The organism is Mesorhizobium sp. WSM4817 (genome assembly GCF_055811135.1).
The window spans coordinates 313,563-327,632 of record NZ_JBVVQQ010000005.1; the positions used below are offsets into that span (position 1 = coordinate 313,563).

General features: G+C 64.5%; 23 protein-coding genes. 5 read left to right on the forward strand and 18 right to left on the reverse strand.

Translation table 11 applies throughout. The annotated features are described in order from the left end of the window. Positions 1 to 28: 28 nt before the first annotated feature. Genes AC0L2K_RS10200 through AC0L2K_RS10230 form a run of 7 tightly spaced genes read right to left on the reverse strand, consistent with a single transcriptional unit; the run spans position 29 to position 6,651 of the window. Positions 29 to 1,093 (reverse strand): ABC transporter ATP-binding protein, encoded by a 1,065-nt coding sequence (locus AC0L2K_RS10200; RefSeq protein WP_287346579.1) that lies wholly within the window; start codon positions 1,091 to 1,093, stop codon positions 29 to 31. Then, positions 1,093 to 1,881: an ABC transporter permease gene (locus AC0L2K_RS10205; RefSeq protein WP_128170497.1), complete on the reverse strand. Its 789-nt coding sequence runs from the start codon at positions 1,879 to 1,881 to the stop codon at positions 1,093 to 1,095. Before AC0L2K_RS10205 ends, AC0L2K_RS10200 begins: the two co-directional genes overlap by 1 nt. Beyond that, on the reverse strand, positions 1,881 to 2,750 hold the full coding sequence (locus tag AC0L2K_RS10210; protein WP_128170498.1) for an ABC transporter permease: 870 nt from the start codon (positions 2,748 to 2,750) through the stop codon (positions 1,881 to 1,883). The genes AC0L2K_RS10205 and AC0L2K_RS10210 overlap by 1 nt, the downstream gene beginning before the upstream one ends. Before the next feature lie 41 nt (positions 2,751 to 2,791). Then, complete coding sequence (locus AC0L2K_RS10215) at positions 2,792 to 3,847, reverse strand: ABC transporter substrate-binding protein (RefSeq protein WP_287346583.1); 1,056 nt, start codon at positions 3,845 to 3,847, stop codon at positions 2,792 to 2,794. Between the two features lie 55 nt (positions 3,848 to 3,902). Further along, positions 3,903 to 4,871, reverse strand: coding sequence for a PfkB family carbohydrate kinase (locus AC0L2K_RS10220; RefSeq protein ID WP_473531288.1), 969 nt, complete (start codon positions 4,869 to 4,871; stop codon positions 3,903 to 3,905). 17 nt (positions 4,872 to 4,888) lie between these two features. Further along, positions 4,889 to 5,923: an ADP-ribosylglycohydrolase family protein gene (locus AC0L2K_RS10225; RefSeq protein ID WP_473531255.1), complete on the reverse strand. Its 1,035-nt coding sequence runs from the start codon at positions 5,921 to 5,923 to the stop codon at positions 4,889 to 4,891. Positions 5,924 to 5,925: 2 nt separating this feature from the next. After that, positions 5,926 to 6,651 carry a GntR family transcriptional regulator gene (locus tag AC0L2K_RS10230; RefSeq protein ID WP_473531256.1) on the reverse strand — a complete coding sequence of 242 codons (726 nt, stop codon included), beginning with the start codon at positions 6,649 to 6,651 and terminating at the stop codon, positions 5,926 to 5,928. 276 nt (positions 6,652 to 6,927) lie between these two features. On the opposite strand from AC0L2K_RS10230, the gene AC0L2K_RS10235 reads away from it, so the two are divergent. Then, entirely contained in the window at positions 6,928 to 7,266 is a 339-nt protein-coding gene (locus tag AC0L2K_RS10235; protein WP_287052745.1) for a hypothetical protein, read from the forward strand. A 279-nt stretch (positions 7,267 to 7,545) separates the two neighbouring features. Here AC0L2K_RS10235 and AC0L2K_RS10240 read toward each other — a convergent pair whose 3' ends face one another. The 11 genes from AC0L2K_RS10240 to AC0L2K_RS10290 all read right to left on the reverse strand — a co-directional run bounded on the left by AC0L2K_RS10240 (position 7,546) and on the right by AC0L2K_RS10290 (position 12,659). Further along, positions 7,546 to 7,797, reverse strand: coding sequence for a DUF2934 domain-containing protein (locus tag AC0L2K_RS10240; protein WP_473531257.1), 252 nt, complete (start codon positions 7,795 to 7,797; stop codon positions 7,546 to 7,548). 37 nt (positions 7,798 to 7,834) lie between these two features. Then, positions 7,835 to 8,119, reverse strand: a complete 285-nt coding sequence (locus AC0L2K_RS10245; protein ID WP_287175826.1) for a hypothetical protein — start codon at positions 8,117 to 8,119, stop codon at positions 7,835 to 7,837. A gap of 104 nt (positions 8,120 to 8,223) precedes the next feature. Further along, on the reverse strand, positions 8,224 to 8,523 hold the full coding sequence (locus tag AC0L2K_RS10250) for a DUF1236 domain-containing protein (protein WP_287175828.1): 300 nt from the start codon (positions 8,521 to 8,523) through the stop codon (positions 8,224 to 8,226). A gap of 314 nt (positions 8,524 to 8,837) precedes the next feature. Next, positions 8,838 to 9,161, reverse strand: coding sequence for a hypothetical protein (locus tag AC0L2K_RS10255; protein ID WP_128247689.1), 324 nt, complete (start codon positions 9,159 to 9,161; stop codon positions 8,838 to 8,840). 692 nt (positions 9,162 to 9,853) lie between these two features. After that, positions 9,854 to 10,147, reverse strand: a complete 294-nt coding sequence (locus AC0L2K_RS10260) for a hypothetical protein (protein WP_128247688.1) — start codon at positions 10,145 to 10,147, stop codon at positions 9,854 to 9,856. A 271-nt stretch (positions 10,148 to 10,418) separates the two neighbouring features. Beyond that, the gene (locus AC0L2K_RS10265) at positions 10,419 to 10,709 is read right to left on the reverse strand and encodes a hypothetical protein (RefSeq protein WP_473531258.1); all 291 of its coding nucleotides are present in this window, start codon (positions 10,707 to 10,709) and stop codon (positions 10,419 to 10,421) included. Between the two features lie 122 nt (positions 10,710 to 10,831). Further along, the gene (locus AC0L2K_RS10270) at positions 10,832 to 11,173 is read right to left on the reverse strand and encodes a hypothetical protein (RefSeq protein ID WP_473531259.1); all 342 of its coding nucleotides are present in this window, start codon (positions 11,171 to 11,173) and stop codon (positions 10,832 to 10,834) included. Further along, on the reverse strand, positions 11,152 to 11,388 hold the full coding sequence (locus AC0L2K_RS10275; protein WP_287346603.1) for a hypothetical protein: 237 nt from the start codon (positions 11,386 to 11,388) through the stop codon (positions 11,152 to 11,154). The genes AC0L2K_RS10270 and AC0L2K_RS10275 overlap by 22 nt, the downstream gene beginning before the upstream one ends. Beyond that, positions 11,373 to 11,633, reverse strand: a complete 261-nt coding sequence (locus tag AC0L2K_RS10280) for a hypothetical protein (RefSeq protein WP_473531260.1) — start codon at positions 11,631 to 11,633, stop codon at positions 11,373 to 11,375. The genes AC0L2K_RS10275 and AC0L2K_RS10280 overlap by 16 nt, the downstream gene beginning before the upstream one ends. Position 11,634: 1 nt before the next feature. Beyond that, positions 11,635 to 11,853, reverse strand: a complete 219-nt coding sequence (locus AC0L2K_RS10285) for a hypothetical protein (protein ID WP_023798600.1) — start codon at positions 11,851 to 11,853, stop codon at positions 11,635 to 11,637. Beyond that, the gene (locus tag AC0L2K_RS10290; RefSeq protein ID WP_473531261.1) at positions 11,850 to 12,659 is read right to left on the reverse strand and encodes an N-acetylmuramidase family protein; all 810 of its coding nucleotides are present in this window, start codon (positions 12,657 to 12,659) and stop codon (positions 11,850 to 11,852) included. Before AC0L2K_RS10290 ends, AC0L2K_RS10285 begins: the two co-directional genes overlap by 4 nt. A gap of 95 nt (positions 12,660 to 12,754) precedes the next feature. Between AC0L2K_RS10290 and AC0L2K_RS10295 the strand changes: the two genes are divergently transcribed. From AC0L2K_RS10295 to AC0L2K_RS10310, 4 genes are all read left to right on the forward strand, one after another. Next, complete coding sequence (locus AC0L2K_RS10295) at positions 12,755 to 12,934, forward strand: hypothetical protein (protein WP_473531262.1); 180 nt, start codon at positions 12,755 to 12,757, stop codon at positions 12,932 to 12,934. Between the two features lie 120 nt (positions 12,935 to 13,054). Then, positions 13,055 to 13,237 (forward strand): hypothetical protein, encoded by a 183-nt coding sequence (locus tag AC0L2K_RS10300; RefSeq protein WP_023798597.1) that lies wholly within the window; start codon positions 13,055 to 13,057, stop codon positions 13,235 to 13,237. 235 nt (positions 13,238 to 13,472) lie between these two features. Then, on the forward strand, positions 13,473 to 13,667 hold the full coding sequence (locus AC0L2K_RS10305; protein WP_473531263.1) for a hypothetical protein: 195 nt from the start codon (positions 13,473 to 13,475) through the stop codon (positions 13,665 to 13,667). Between the two features lie 151 nt (positions 13,668 to 13,818). After that, positions 13,819 to 13,989 (forward strand): hypothetical protein, encoded by a 171-nt coding sequence (locus AC0L2K_RS10310; protein ID WP_473531264.1) that lies wholly within the window; start codon positions 13,819 to 13,821, stop codon positions 13,987 to 13,989. The last annotated feature ends 81 nt before the right edge of the window (positions 13,990 to 14,070 follow it).

Sequence of the window (14,070 nt, forward strand, 5' to 3'; positions counted from 1 at the left end):
CTCACTGATTGCGGCCCGCCTGGCAAGATCAGTTTGCCGCGATCAGCACCGTGCTCTCCGGCGACCAGCGCAGCACCACTTTTTGCCCCTCCGCCAACCTTTCAACGCCGGTGTTCTGCACGATGACCTTGAGCGTTTGCCCGTCGCGATCGACGAAATAGGTGCTGTTGTTGCCGGCGAAGATGCGCTTGGATACCTGGCCGCGGAGCATATTGGCGTTCGGATCGGACGTCCCCGAATCGGTGGCGATGCGGATGCGTTCGGGCCGCACCGCGCAGCTGGCCTTGGCGCCGGCGGCAAGCGTCGCGCCTGCCCCGGCGGCAATCGCCGTGCCGTCCTGCAGCCGGATGCCGGCGCCGGTGCTCTCGCCGCGAAAAATGTTGGCGTCGCCGAGGAAGGTGGCGGCGAACTCGCTCTTCGGCCTGTCGTAGATCTCCTCGGGCGGCCCCTCCTGCACCAGCCTGCCGTCACGCAGGATGCCGATGCGGTCGCTCATCGTCAGCGCTTCTTCCTGGTCGTGGGTGACGAAGATGGTGGTGATGCCGATCTCGCGCTGGATGCGCTTCAGCTCGATCTGCATGTCGACGCGCAGCGCCTTGTCGAGCGCCCCCAGCGGCTCGTCGAGCAGAAGCACGCGCGGCTTGGTGACGATGGCGCGGGCCAGTGCGACGCGCTGGCGCTGGCCGCCCGACAGCTGGTGTGGGCGGCGGGCGCCGAGCTTGCCGAGTTGCACCAGGTCGAGCGCGCGCTGCACCTCGCTGTCTATCGTTGCCTTGGCTTGCCCGCGCACCGACAGGCCGAAGGCGACATTGTCGGCGACGCTCATATTGGGAAACAGCGCATAGTTCTGGAACACCATGCCGATGCGCCGCTTCTCGACCGGCACCCGCTCGACGCTCTCGCCGCCGATGGCGATGCGGCCGGAGTCGGGGAAATCGAAGCCGGCGATCTGGCGCAGGAGCGTGGTCTTGCCGCTGCCCGACGGCCCGAGCAGCGCGTAGAAACCGCCGTCGGCGAAATCGATCGAGACATCGTCCAGCGCCTTGTGCGCGCCAAAGCTGCGCGACAAATTCGCTACCTGCACGCCGGCCATTATTTCTCTCCGCCGAATTTGAAGAATTTTGCCGTGAGCAGCATCAGCGCCATCGAGACGACGATGATGATCGTCGAGACGGCATTGATCTCCGGCGTGAAACCCTTGCGGATCGCGGCGTAGATCTCGACCGGCAAGGTCGTCTGGCCCGGCGTCGACAGGAAGTACGAGACCACGAACTGGTCGAACGACACGGCGAAGGCGAACAGCCCGCCGGCGATGACGCCCGGCATGATCCAGGGCAGCGTGACCCGCGAAGTCACCTGCCACTGGTTGGCGCCGAGCGATCGCGCCGCCTCTTCCAGCTCCGGCGCAAAGGTCTGCAGCCGGGCTGAGACGACGACGATGACATAGGGCAGCGCCAGCGCCACATGGCCGAGCAGGATCGCGAACAGCCCACGGCCGATGCCGACGCCGAAGAAGAAGATCAGCATCGCCGTGCCGGTGATCAGCCACGGAATGGCGATCGGTGGAAACAGCAGCGCTTGCAGGACTTTCTTGCCGCGAAATTCATGGCGATAGAGCGCCAGCGATGCCGCCGAGCCGAGCACCGTGGAGATGATGGTGGTAATGATGGCGATCTCCACGCTGTTCCAGGTGGCCGAGATCAGCTGGTCGTTCTGCCACAACGACGCGTACCATTCGGTCGTCCATTCGAGCGGCAACTGGTAGAAGGGCGAGACGTTGAACGACATCAGCGCCATGATGATGATCGGGAGGTAGAGAAAGGCGAGCAGCAGCCAGATGTAGAGGCGCCCACACCATTCCAGGATACGCGTCGTCGCCATCACGCGGCCCTCTTCAACACCGGCGACGCCAATGCCAGGATGACCAGCACGACGGCCAGCAGGATAAAGGACAGCGCCGCACCCAGCGGCCAGTTGAACACGGCGACGAACTGGTCCTCGATGACCGTGCCGTAGAAAGTGCCGGTGCGGCCACCGAGAATACGCGGTTCCATGAAGGAGCCGACGACGGGAACGAAGATCAGCGCCGCACCGGCGACCAGCCCCGGCATCGACAGCGGAATGATCACCCGTTTCAGCATTTGCAGCCGCGAGGCGCCGAGCGAGCGCCCTGCCTCGATCAGCGAATCGTCGATGGCCTGCAGCGTCAGGTAACAGGTCAGCACTATGTAGGGCACGTAGGAGTGGACCAGGCCGATGATGACGGCCGGATAGGAATACATCAGGTCGATGCTGATCTTGAACGGCAGCACGGCGTTGAGTGCGGTGTCGAGAATGCCGCCCTCGCGCAGCACCATCGCCCAGGAGAAGATGCGCACCAGGCCGTTCGACCAGAACGGCAGGATGACGAGCAGGAAGATCGCCTCGCGGCTGCGTCCCCTAAACACCTTGGCCAGCACATAGGCCGCGGGATAGCCGATGACGACGCACCACAGCGTCACCTCGAGCCCGAGCCTGAGCGAGGCCAGCAGCAGCGTCCGGTAGAGGCCTTGCGCAAAGAAGGTGGCATAATTGTCCAGCGTGAACGACCACGCCTTTCCCGACAGCGGCAGCTCGGTCATGAAGGAGAAAAACACCATGGCCGACAGCGGCAAGAAGATCGCCACCGTCAGCCAGAGATAGGCCGGCACAAGCAGCGGCAAAGCCGATCGCAATCCGCTCCTCGAACCGGTTGCGACCTGTCCAGCCATATGTTCCTCCCGAAAGCTTGCCGTTACTTTCACCCCGCCCGTTACTTCACATTGACCTTCAGCTCCTGCCACAGCGCCAGATAAGCCTCGCGCTGCGCGTCGCTGATCGGCGCCTGGAACTGGATGCGCTTGGCGACGTCGGGGTCGCCCATCACCTTGCGGTTGAAGGCGTCTTCGGGAAGGGCGGCGACCGCCTTGGCGTTGGCCGACACCGGCGCGCCGACCTTGGTGACCCATTCGACGTAGAATTTCGGGTCGATCATGTAGTTGATGAAGGCCTCGGCGCCGGCGACGTTTTTGGAACCGACCGGGATGGAGAAGGCGTCGAGCCAGGCGACGGCGCCTTCCCTGGGGATGACCAGCGAGACCGGCAGCTTGAAATGCGTCTTGGCGCGGTCGGCCGAGCCGCTCCAATAAGTGCCGATGTCGATCTGATTGGAGGCGACCATCTGGTTCCAGTCGTTTTCCGAGCTCCAGAACGTCTTGATCTGCGGCATCAGCGAGGCCAGCTTCGCCTTGACCGCCTCCATATCCTTGATGTCGTTGATGTTCTGGCCGGTGGCGATGGCGCCGAACTGGACCGCCTCGACCGCGTCGTCGCGGATGGTGACGCGGCCCTTATGCGCCTCGTTCCACATCTCGGCGATGCTGGTCGGCGGCGTCTCGAAGGCTTTCTCGTTGATGGCGAGCGCGGTCAAGCCCCACACCCATGGCACGCCATAGACCTTGCCATCGCGGGCGAGCATCGGCGAGCCTGCCTTGTCCGCGCTGATGTCGGCATAGTTGGGGATTTTCGAGACGTCGATCGGCTGGATCAGCTTTTCCGCCATCGCCTGGTCGTTGAAGGCGGCGTTGATCATGACGACGTCGTAGAGGCCGGGATTGGTCCTCAGCTTGGTCAGCATTTCCTGTTCGGAATTGAAAAAATCGTTGACGACCTTGTTGCCGGTCGCCTTCTCGAAAGCGGCGATGGCCCAGGGCTCGTCGGCGCCGTAGCCCTTCCAGTTGAGCACATGCACCTCGTCGGCGCTGGCGACCAGTGCCGAAGCGAAGACGGCGGTTGCCGTCAGAAAAGCAGTCAGTTTGGGCATGCGCATGTTCGTTCCTCTCATTGTTTGCCCGGTTGGCGGGCTTGTTGCGTCATTTAGGCTGTCATAAATGGGCCTTTTGCTTCCGGCCGTGCACGGATCGATCGTCATGGCTGAGGAATGTCTGGATCTCCTCGTCGGTCGGCGCCGACGATCCGCCATGGCGGGTGACCGAGAGCGCCGCCGCCGCATTGGCGTAACTTGCCGCTTCGAAGGGCGGCACGCCGCGCGACAGCGCGCTGACGAAGGCGCCGATATGGGTGTCGCCGGCGCCGTTGGTATCGACGGCGGCGACCTTGAAACCGGGCACGGCCTGCGCGGTGCCGTCAGCCAGTCGCACGAAGCAGCCTTCCGCCCCGGCGCGGATGATGACCGCCTCGGCGGTCAGGCAGTGATTGGAAAGAAGCCGGGCGGCAATGGCCTCGACAGCGCCGGGGCCGGCGATCTCGCCCGCTTCCGTTGTGTTGCAGCTCAGCCAGTTCGTGCGCGCCAGCACCCGGTCGAGAATGGTGCGCGGAATCTCCGATATGACAGGCGTCGGATCGAAGACGAAGGGAATTTCCGCCGGCAGCGCCTCGATCCAGTCGGCCAGCGCGTCGCGGCTCCCGACATAGCTCAGCGTATAGCCGGAGGCGAACACCCAATCATCAGGCGCAACCCGGACGGCCGCCATCATGCCGTGGCTGAGCACGCTCTCGGCGCCAGGCCATGACACGAAGGTGCGCTCGGCGTCGCCGCTGATCATGGCGACGCAATTGCCGCTGTCCATCAAAGGCGATGGGTGCGTCAGCGTTGCGATGCCCTCGGCGGCAAAAGCGGCACGCAGGAAATCGCCATTCGGTCCGCTGCCGAGCTGGCCGCCGAAGACGACCTTCATGCCGGTGCGACTGGCCGCAACCATCATGTTGAAGCCGCCGCCGGCGACCTGGGCAAAGCTCGATGCGGTCTTTTCGGTGCCGGGCGCCGGCAAGGCGTCGATGCGGTAGACATAGTCGACCACCGCGCTGCCGATATGGACGAGACGCCGGCTCATGTCAGGCTGAGCTCCGCTCATGCCGTCGCATCCTTGCCCGAACCGTTTTTCGCCATCCGCGCCGCGACCAGGTCGGCGGCGAGCGCGTGCACCTGGGCCATGTCGAGGCCTCTGAGCCGGGCGATGTATTCCCTTGGCAATCGGCAAAAGCCGGCGCAGGCGCCTGCCATGCCGGCGGCGATGGCGCCGATCGTGTCGGTGTCGCCGCCGAGATTGGCGCTGATGACGGCCGCTCGCCAGGGATCGCCGCCGGCGATTTCCAGCACGGCGAAGGCCGCCGGAACCGATTCCTGGCTGGCGACGCCGGTGCCGACCAGGTCGACGATCAGCCGGATGCCGTCGGTGACGGGCTTGCCGCGAACCAGGCCCCTCGCCCAGTCGATGCGCGCGGCGATATCGCCGCCGCTGGTCCAGTGACCGTGTTCTGCGCCCTGCCTGGCCGCCACGACCGCGCGATCCAAGGCGGCGCGCCAATCGCCGCCGGCAACGCCACAGCTGACGGCGGCGGCAACGGCAGCCGCCGCGGCAATGGCGATCGAGGTGTTGTGCGTGGCGCGGCAGGTTTCCGCAACCTTGGCGACCAGCGCGCCGAGCGGCTCCGGCGGCATCATGATGCCGACCGGCGCGATGCGCATCGCCGCGCCATTGGTGTCGCCGCTGCGCCCAGCCTCCTCGGCCGGCACGCCGTCATTGATGGCGTCGATGGCGCGCTTGGTCGAAGGTCCGAGCAGATCGTAGCTGCCGCGCGCCTTGACCTCGCGCTCCCAGTCGAGCAGCGCCTTGACCCAGCGCGTGTGGTCGAAGCCGTCGCCTGAAGCGACCAGGATGCGGCCGAGCAGCAGCGCCTGTTCGGTGTCGTCGGTGACAGTGCCGGCGGACAGGCCCTTCGACACCGGATGGTCGGCGGCGGGCGCGACGAAACCCTCGACAGGACCGTAGAGCTCGACGATGCGGGCCGGCGACAAAAGCTGCGTCGGCATGCCGAGCGCATCGCCCAGCGCCCCGCCGACAAGCGCACCCATCGCCCGGTCGGTCGCCGCGGCCATCTCCATGCTCAGAACTCCAGGTGAAGCGCGAAATGCGCCGGATTGAGCAGGCTGGTGACATATTCGATGGCGCGGCCGTCGGCGGCGCGCGTCAGGCGCCGCGTGCGCAGGAACGGCGCGCCCGGCGCGCAGTCAAGAATGGCCGCGTCCTTAGCGCTCAGCATCTCGATATCGACCCACTCCTCGCCGTGATCGGGGACGAGCCCCGCCGCGCGCAGCGTCTGGTGCAGCGAGCCCTCGCGCAGTCCGCGCAGCGGCACGTCCTCCAGTTCGGGCGACAGCGGCAGGCGGCTGCGCTCGATCGAGATGGCATGGCCGTCATCGGCGTTTGAGCGCACCCGGTCGACGGCGATGAAGAACGGGCTTTCGACGCCGAGTGTGGCGGCGAGCTCGGCATCCTGCATGACTTCGAGCCTGAGCGTGCGCGTCTCGGCATTGGCGCCGGCATTGGCCAGTGCCCGCGACCAGCCGACGGCGTCGTCGACCGGCATGCCGTCGAAGGTGACGAACGAGCCGATGCCGACCTTGGTGGTGATCAGCCCGCGGCTCGACAGTTCCTCGAGACCCTTGCGGATGGTGTTGCGGCTGACGGAGAAGCGCTGGACAAGCTCGTTCTCGCTCTGCAGGCGGTCGCCGAAGCCGAGCACGCCGGAGCGGATCTCGTGCTCGAGGACGGTGGCGATCCGTTCCGGCTTGCCGGTTCCGGGAGACGACAGGATCGTGCGACGCGCCATGGAATACCTGTTCAGTAAACCTGTATAATCCTGTTCAATAACGCGATAGGGCAAGTCATGTCAACGGCTCGCGGCCGGCACGTTTTGGGTTCCCGGCATCCCGGGCAAGATTGCCCTGCTGATCACGACGGCCCCTCCCGATCACGACGGCCCTGCTGATCACGACGGTTCGTCGCAGGCTGCAATTTTACGGGAACCTTCACCACGCCCGAGCGGTTTTTTCTATAGTCGCGATGCGGCGACGACCGAAAAAATGGAGACAAATGGAGGCAAACCATGCTTACGAAGTTACTCGCGGCGTCCGTGCTCGCCGCTGGCCTGGCCACTTCTGCGATGGCCCAGAGCACAGCCGACCCAGCCGACACAGAGGCTGGCATGGCTCCCGGCAGCGGTAGAAGCGTCGTCATCGACCCGGCCCCGACCGATCCGAACCTGGCCGAGCCGGATGCTGTCGATACCGGGATTACCGGTAGCATCATTGCGGGCCCCGACGGCACGAATTCCAATGCCGATCGGAACTGCCCGCCAAGCCCGCAGGGCGCGATGCCTGATGCCACGCACAAGGCTCCCGGCACGGTTTCACCGACCGTCAACGACAGGCACTGCGGCATGTAGCCGAGATCGATTTCGGGACCAGCGCTTCGGCCGCGGGACAGTGCTTCGTCCCGCGGCCGAAGCGTTATGTGCGAAACCTTTGATGGCAGAGCGAGGCGCCCCCCTCTGTCCTGCCGGACATCTCCCCCACTTGGGGGGAGATTGGCTGTCATCACTGATTTCGCCAATCACAAAAGTCGCAAGAAGAGTGCCGTCGTGGAAGCTGCCAATCTCCCCCTCGTGGGGGAGATGTCCGGCAGGACAGAGGGGGGCGCCGTAGAGCACCACATCAGATGGCGGCTAGCCCTTGCGCGGCCGGGCAGTCTTTGAACTGGTCACCTTGCCGGCCGCCGGCTCCTTCGGCCGAGCCGGCGCCTTCGGCCGAGCCGGCGCCTTTGGCCGAGCAGTCTTGGCTTTGGGTCCGCTTTCCCCACCGTCGATCTCGGCCGCGGCCTGGTCCCAGTGCTGCTGATGCGCGCCGTCGGGCCGGCCGGCCTGCTCCCAGATCGCGTGAGCCCGCCGGCGAATGCGTTCCTGCCTGTTATCAGTCACTGTTGCCTCCTCGGCTCAAATCGGTGAGCGACAACTTCTAGCTGAATTTTCGACCGGCGTCTTGGGGGCTTCGGCCCAGATTGGGTCGGCCAGGGTCGGGTCGGCCCGGGTCCGGCCCGCCTAAATCGGACAGGACCGCGACCCCGAGGAGTGCCGCCTTTTTGGTGATCAGCCCCGCCAGATCCGCTTCCGAGCGCTCCGTTCCGGTTTGCTCACGCACGGCTGCAATCAACGCCTTCATCGACAACAGGGCAGAGCCCCGTTCGGCAAGCAGCTTGTCGACGGATGCGGCCACATCGCGTGATTCGACATGCGGCAACATGGAAATGGCTCCTTCCGTCCCGCCACGAAGACGATCGACAGCCGGCTGCCTGCCGGCGAGCCGCCGCTCTTCCCGCGTCTTCCCGGGAGAGCGGCGGGTGAAGGTCAGTCGATGACCTGCACGATCCTGCGGGTGCCGGGATCGACCAGCACGGTGCGACCGTCGACGACTACGTATCTGTATTCGACGTCGGGAACCTCGTGAAGTTCAACCGTGTCGGGCAACGTGGAACCGACGTTGAGTTCCACGCCCAAGAGGCTGATCGACGCCAGCGGGTGCCTCTCCACATATTGGCGGACGACCGTCTGCTGCTCGGGCGTGATAATCACCTGGTCTGCGGTGGCGACGCCGACACCGGCCAGCAAAGCCAGCCCGGCGGCGGCAGGAACAAGGTGGATTTTCATCGTCTTCTCCTGTCTGGTTTGCGGGCTCTGCTGTCCTCAGTCGGGACGACTCAGCCCAAAAGCCAACGTTTGACGAAACCGTCTTGTTCCGTGAGCGCCGACTAATTGATCGCCGCGTTGGCTGGCAGTGGCCCGCGATCTTGGTCGCCCAAGCGCGCGGGCCGATCGGTTTTGCCCGATCAGCAGCGATACCGGAGGGGGGTGATATCGACTGCTTCGAAAACAACATTTAGTCATAACTAATGTTCCGCCCCCCAGCAAAAAAGCTGCCGGCGCAGGCACCGTCAGGCGCGAGACCGGCAAATGCTCTCAATCTATGGTTTCGGCGGCTGCGCCGGGACCTCGCCGGGCTTGAGCACCGGTGTCCTGCCTTGGTCTGGCGGCGGTGCGGCCATGCCCTGATCGCCGGTCGGCGGCGGCAGCAGCACGCCGTTGCAGGGTTCAAGCGTGTCGGTCAGGTTGTTGTTGTCACCGTTGTTGACGGGCGGCGGCGGCTGCTGCTGGCCGTTCTGCGGCTGCGCCTGGCAATGGCCGGCACGCGCCCGGTCTTGTGTCTGGTTATCCGTCTGGGCGGCAACCGGCGCCGCCAACACCAGTGCGCCGAGCAGCGTGATTGGCAGGAATGCGAAAGGTTTCATGTCGAACGCCTCCGCGCGAACGATCGCCTCCTTGCCAAAGCCGGTTGGCGGCGATTGGTTCCCGCCTGCAGCAAGCCGCCCGGCTCAATCGCGCCGGCGCGGCATGTTGGGGAATCGTTAATCAGCGATTGCTACTATAGCGGAATGACCAAGAACCTCGGAAACGCCGAAAGAAGTTCCCCAAGGGAGCCGGCAAGGAGCTCCGCCCTGAGCCGGCTGGCGCCAGCCTTGTTTCCCCTGGCAGTCGTCGCGCTTGGCTACCTGGTCGGCTGGCAGTTCTTCGGCTTCTAGAGCGGGGCCTCTGGCTGCAACCGCCAATCGCCAACGCTGGCGATTAGCCAAATCCCACCACGCCTTCGTCATCCCAGGGCAAGCAAGGAGCGAAGCGACGCGGCGCAGACCCTGGGATGACGAAGTGGAGGGGTGGTTTGGCTAATCCTAGAGGCCGTGGGACCTTAGCTGCCGGCCGGTGGCCGGCCAATCGCCAACGCTGGCGATTGGCCAAATCCCACCATGCCTTCGTCATCCTAGGGCAAGCAAGGAGCGACGCGGCGCAGACCCTGGGATCCATGCCGTTACGCCAGCCGAAGAATGCAGCGGCCCAGAACGGCGCTTGCATCCGCAACCCTGCTCGTTACGCTTCCGCGCCGCGTCGCTTCGCTCCTTGCTCCCCCTGGGATAACGAAGACCCACTAGTCCGGGAAAAAGAACACCGGCTCCTCGCATCGGTGGACCCGGCATTGACCGTCAAGCGTCCGGACATAGGCGGCGACAGGCACTTCGGGCCAGTCGCATTCATTGCCGAACCGGCGGACATAGCGGTCATAGGTGTTGCGGCCGGTGGTCAGCACCACCGCGCGCCGGCTCTGGATCAGAAGCTGCGTCTGTTCGCATGTCATGGCGCGCGTATCCGGCCGGGCGTGAGCCATGCCTGTGGCGGCGATCAGGATCGCTGCGGCTGTCGCGACGATTGGGCGAGCTGGCATGATAGATCCTCTCAAGGGTCGTGCCCAACGCGCACCTTCGCCCGTGGTTCCGCAACCTTCGGCTTTTAGCGCATCGGCCCACCTTGGTGGTCGGGGCGAAGAGACGTCGCGGGAAGAGACCTTGGATCAGGCGCCGGCTGCTTCTAGCACCAATCTCCAACGCTGGCGATTAGCCATACGCTACTACACCTTCGTCATCCTAGGGCGAAGCAAGGAGCGAAGCGACGCGGCGCAGACCCCTAGGTGTTTGATCCCGGACTTTAATGGCGCATCATCGCAATCCGAGAACCGGTTCCTCGCATCGATGGACCCGACATTGACCGTCAAGCGTCCTGATGTAGGAGGTGACGGGCGCTTCGGGCCAGTCGCACTCATTGCCGTATTGGCGGACATATCGATCATAGGTGTTGCGGCCGGTGGACAGGACGACGGCGCGCCGGCTCTGGATCAGCTGCTGCGTCTGTTCGCATGTCATGGTGCGCGCATCCGGCCGGCCGTAAGCCATGCTTGTGGCGGCGAGCAGGATCGCTGCGGCTGTCGGGACGATTGGGCGAGCTGGCATGCTGCATCCTCGCAAAGGTCGTGCCTAACGCGCAGCTTTGCCCGTGGTTCCGCACCTTCACCCCACCTTTACCAGCGTCTCCCGCAAGAGTGCTACTGCGGCGCAACAAGACAGCCGCGATCTCACTCCTCCTTCTCGGGCTTGAACCGCCTGACCACCACTTCGAAGACGATGTCCGAGATCCACATCGCCGAGACGCCGATGAGGAACGCCGCGGCCAGCGTCGTGGTGTCGTCGTTGGCTGGAATCGCCAGGCCGGTGGCGCGGAAATAATGCACCACCGGCAAGGTCAGGTAGGCCGCCGCCAGCGCGCCGCAGATCGGCGACGCCACCATCTCGCGAACCTTGTAGCGGTGGCGCGACAGGGCTCGCAAAATCCCGCCGGAAAGGCCGGCGACCACCACCGGCGCCTTGATGCCGAGCGCGTCGAAAAGTTCCTGTATCATGGCTTCCACCCGCACCATCTGGCGCCCTTGCCGTTGTAGGCATTCATCTCGTCGAGCTCCGGCCGCGTCATGGCGGCGACGACGACGGCGGACGCACGACGCGGCTGGTTGTGGTCGCACCAAACCTGGCGCGCCGGCGAAACCGGCGTTGCGCACCCGGCGAGCAGCAGGCCGCCAAACAGCAGGCACTTGGGCAACAGGCACCCGAGCAGCAGCATCAGCGCTTTGACCATCGCATCGCCTCCCGCCGTGCGACTTCGTCCGGCAGGTCGCGCGCCAGGCGTTCGGCATCGGTCGCCTCGCGGTCCATTTCGAGGCGCTCCTCGACGGCAACGAGTTTTTCTGCCGCTCGCCTGGCCGCATCCTTGTTGGCCCGACCGCCGGCGACAAACAGGCCGATGCCGCCGGCGAGCGCGGCAAAAATCGCCAAGATCGTCGTGTTGCCGGCGAGCGCGCCCAGCATGGAAAGCACCCACATCTCAATTGCCCTCCACGGCAGGCTGGTTTCTGACGAGGCCGGCGACGCCGTCGCGCACGACATTGATCAGGATCTTGAGCAGGGCCAGCACCCCGGTGATTTTTAGCGCCAGGGCGGCGTCGATGCCGAACAGCGTCCAGTCGAAGCCCACCAGGCCGGTGAGCAGCAGGATCAGCACATTGATCAGATTGTGCGCGGCGTTGGTATTGAACCAGTTCATGGCTTTACCTTTCGAAACAAGGAGGGGGCCTTTCGAAACAGGGAGAGGATTGCGGCGACCAACGGAGCCAGCACTGCGGCCCGTAATCCGGAGAACGGTCCGGAAAACGGTCCGCGCCGCACTCCGGCTTTGCCCGGCTCTGCCTTGACGGGCGTGAAACCGTTCGGTTGCGGCGAATGCGGGATCGGAACCGGCGCCGGAGGGGGCGGCGTGTCCCTGATCCCGGACCATTTGCGGAACGCCTCGGCAAGCCGGATATCGTAGGCGTTCTTCCCATAGGATGCGCCATTGTAGCCCTTGGCGAAGCCGGCCCAGTCATGCTTGCGCAATTTGCCGTCGAGCCGGTTGGCGGCGATGAAATTGACCGCCGCCGCCAGCTGCAGCGCCTCGTCCGCCATCATGGCTTCGACCATGGCCTGCACGGTGGGGAAGCCGGCCGCCCTGAAATTCTCGCCGAGCACCTGGCCGAGCCCCCATGACGCCGATCTGAGCGCCGCCGTGTCGTCGATGGCGCAGGCGGCTTTCAGGCGCGGATAGCTGTCGCGGGGATAAGGCTTTTCGCCCCATTTGGCATAGGCAAGGCCGGCCGCTACCGCCCTTGCCCGAGCCGCGCCCGCCAGATTGCGGTAAAACACATGCGGCTCGAACAGGATGACCGGCCGGCCCTGGGCGTCGAAGCCATGCCCGCTGGTTTCGACATCGAGAAAGGCGTGGATCTCGTCTTCGCCGACGCCGATGCTGGCGCCAAGTCTTGGCAGATCGAGATCGTCGAGGCGCCTGGCGGCGCCCTTGAACGTCATGTCCATGGTCTTGGTCCTTTCCCAGGTTGATGTTTGCAGGCGCCCCGATTGATGTTTGCAGGCGATTGTGTGAAATGGCCCCAAACTGTGGGGATTTGCCGATGTCGCAAGACGAAGGAACGGCGCGCTGGACGGTGAAGGCCGCGCTCTGCGCGGTCGGCCGCGACAAGCCGCTGCTTGTGGCGCTGGCGGTGATCCTGTGCCTCTATTGCGGGCTGATTGCCGGGCCGATCGTCTATGCGTTCCTGGCCTTCCAGGGCATGGCGAATTTCTTCAACTGACGGCGTTGACCAGTTGAGAACAGCTCGTTCCGTCTTGCCATCGGGATGGAAACCGCTTAGCCGGAATAAACTGCTCCCATGAACCGTTCATACCCCATGGGAACAGGTGCGGGAGGGCGCGTGACAATCAGGATCAGGCTTCCGGGCGGGACACTGAAGATCAAGAAAAAGGACGAGCTGCGCCGCCGCGAGCAGAAGCGCCAAGTCCCGGTCTGGCGGCTTGGAGACTATTTCATCGTCTGGTGGCCGAGCAGCATTTCGGATCGTCCGTCCGGACGCCCGCCAAAGGGAGTGGGTGAATAGTGAATAGTGAAGAAGGTGCTCTCACTCTACTCACCACTCACTACTCACTACTCACTACTCACTACTCACTACTCACTACTCACTACTCACTACTACCATTCACCATTCACCCGCCCGGACCGTTCTTGGAACCGGTCCCGGAAAACAGCCGCAGAAAGAATCAACGATCAGCCCTTGACCCTTCCGCCACGGAAGCTCTCTAAGTCGCTGCATTGCACAACGGGGGTTGGGAGCAATGGCAGTGCGTATCAGGTTGCCGGGCGGCACCTTGAAGATGAAGGTGTATCGGGAGTTGCGCGAGCGTGAGCGCGCCCGCCGCATCCCGGTTCTGAAGCTGGGCTCGCTGTATTTCAGCTGGTGGTCGAACCGGCCGCGTTCGTTGAACGACCAGCCCGACGACGATCCAAACCGATCTCAGGCAGCGCCTTGACGGCCCGAAAAAAGCCGTCCTCGGGCGGCTGCGCTTGAACCCTTCCGGTCAAGCCAGCAAACGCGCGCATCGGCGTTGACTCTTCGGCTGGGGAAGTTCTCTAATTGCTGCATCGCACATCATCATTGAATTGCACAGCGGAGTTGAACCGATGGCCGTGCGCATCAAACTGCCGGGCGGCACCTTGAAGGTAAAAGTCTATCGCGAATTGCGGGGGCGCGAACGCGAGCGCCGCGTACCAGTCATGAAGGTGGGTTCGCTGTATTTTGTCTGGTGGTCGAACAGCCAGCCTCACAACAAGCCGGAAGACAGCCGTCATTAGCCCGTTGCCATTCGCCCGCGCCTTGGCGCAAGCGAATGGTTGGCGCTCTATGATGGGACGACGCTCATTGATGAGCGAGGC

Excerpts from the sequence above, each read along its gene's own strand:
- AC0L2K_RS10200 (WP_287346579.1), bottom strand. The coding sequence starts at position 1,093 with ATGGCCGGCGTGCAGGTAGCGAATTTGTCGCGCAGCTTTGGCGCGCAC.
- AC0L2K_RS10205 (WP_128170497.1), bottom strand. The coding sequence starts at position 1,881 with ATGGCGACGACGCGTATCCTGGAATGGTGTGGGCGCCTCTACATCTGG.
- AC0L2K_RS10210 (WP_128170498.1), bottom strand. The coding sequence starts at position 2,750 with ATGGCTGGACAGGTCGCAACCGGTTCGAGGAGCGGATTGCGATCGGCT.
- AC0L2K_RS10215 (WP_287346583.1), bottom strand. The coding sequence starts at position 3,847 with ATGCGCATGCCCAAACTGACTGCTTTTCTGACGGCAACCGCCGTCTTC.
- AC0L2K_RS10220 (WP_473531288.1), bottom strand. The coding sequence starts at position 4,871 with ATGAGCCGGCGTCTCGTCCATATCGGCAGCGCGGTGGTCGACTATGTC.
- AC0L2K_RS10225 (WP_473531255.1), bottom strand. The coding sequence starts at position 5,923 with ATGGAGATGGCCGCGGCGACCGACCGGGCGATGGGTGCGCTTGTCGGC.
- AC0L2K_RS10230 (WP_473531256.1), bottom strand. The coding sequence starts at position 6,651 with ATGGCGCGTCGCACGATCCTGTCGTCTCCCGGAACCGGCAAGCCGGAA.
- AC0L2K_RS10235 (WP_287052745.1), top strand. The coding sequence starts at position 6,928 with ATGCTTACGAAGTTACTCGCGGCGTCCGTGCTCGCCGCTGGCCTGGCC.
- AC0L2K_RS10245 (WP_287175826.1), bottom strand. The coding sequence starts at position 8,119 with ATGTTGCCGCATGTCGAATCACGCGATGTGGCCGCATCCGTCGACAAG.
- AC0L2K_RS10250 (WP_287175828.1), bottom strand. The coding sequence starts at position 8,523 with ATGAAAATCCACCTTGTTCCTGCCGCCGCCGGGCTGGCTTTGCTGGCC.
- AC0L2K_RS10255 (WP_128247689.1), bottom strand. The coding sequence starts at position 9,161 with ATGAAACCTTTCGCATTCCTGCCAATCACGCTGCTCGGCGCACTGGTG.
- AC0L2K_RS10260 (WP_128247688.1), bottom strand. The coding sequence starts at position 10,147 with ATGCCAGCTCGCCCAATCGTCGCGACAGCCGCAGCGATCCTGATCGCC.
- AC0L2K_RS10265 (WP_473531258.1), bottom strand. The coding sequence starts at position 10,709 with ATGCCAGCTCGCCCAATCGTCCCGACAGCCGCAGCGATCCTGCTCGCC.
- AC0L2K_RS10270 (WP_473531259.1), bottom strand. The coding sequence starts at position 11,173 with ATGGTGCGGGTGGAAGCCATGATACAGGAACTTTTCGACGCGCTCGGC.
- AC0L2K_RS10275 (WP_287346603.1), bottom strand. The coding sequence starts at position 11,388 with ATGGTCAAAGCGCTGATGCTGCTGCTCGGGTGCCTGTTGCCCAAGTGC.
- AC0L2K_RS10280 (WP_473531260.1), bottom strand. The coding sequence starts at position 11,633 with ATGTGGGTGCTTTCCATGCTGGGCGCGCTCGCCGGCAACACGACGATC.
- AC0L2K_RS10285 (WP_023798600.1), bottom strand. The coding sequence starts at position 11,853 with ATGAACTGGTTCAATACCAACGCCGCGCACAATCTGATCAATGTGCTG.
- AC0L2K_RS10290 (WP_473531261.1), bottom strand. The coding sequence starts at position 12,659 with ATGGACATGACGTTCAAGGGCGCCGCCAGGCGCCTCGACGATCTCGAT.
- AC0L2K_RS10295 (WP_473531262.1), top strand. The coding sequence starts at position 12,755 with ATGTCGCAAGACGAAGGAACGGCGCGCTGGACGGTGAAGGCCGCGCTC.
- AC0L2K_RS10305 (WP_473531263.1), top strand. The coding sequence starts at position 13,473 with ATGGCAGTGCGTATCAGGTTGCCGGGCGGCACCTTGAAGATGAAGGTG.
- AC0L2K_RS10310 (WP_473531264.1), top strand. The coding sequence starts at position 13,819 with ATGGCCGTGCGCATCAAACTGCCGGGCGGCACCTTGAAGGTAAAAGTC.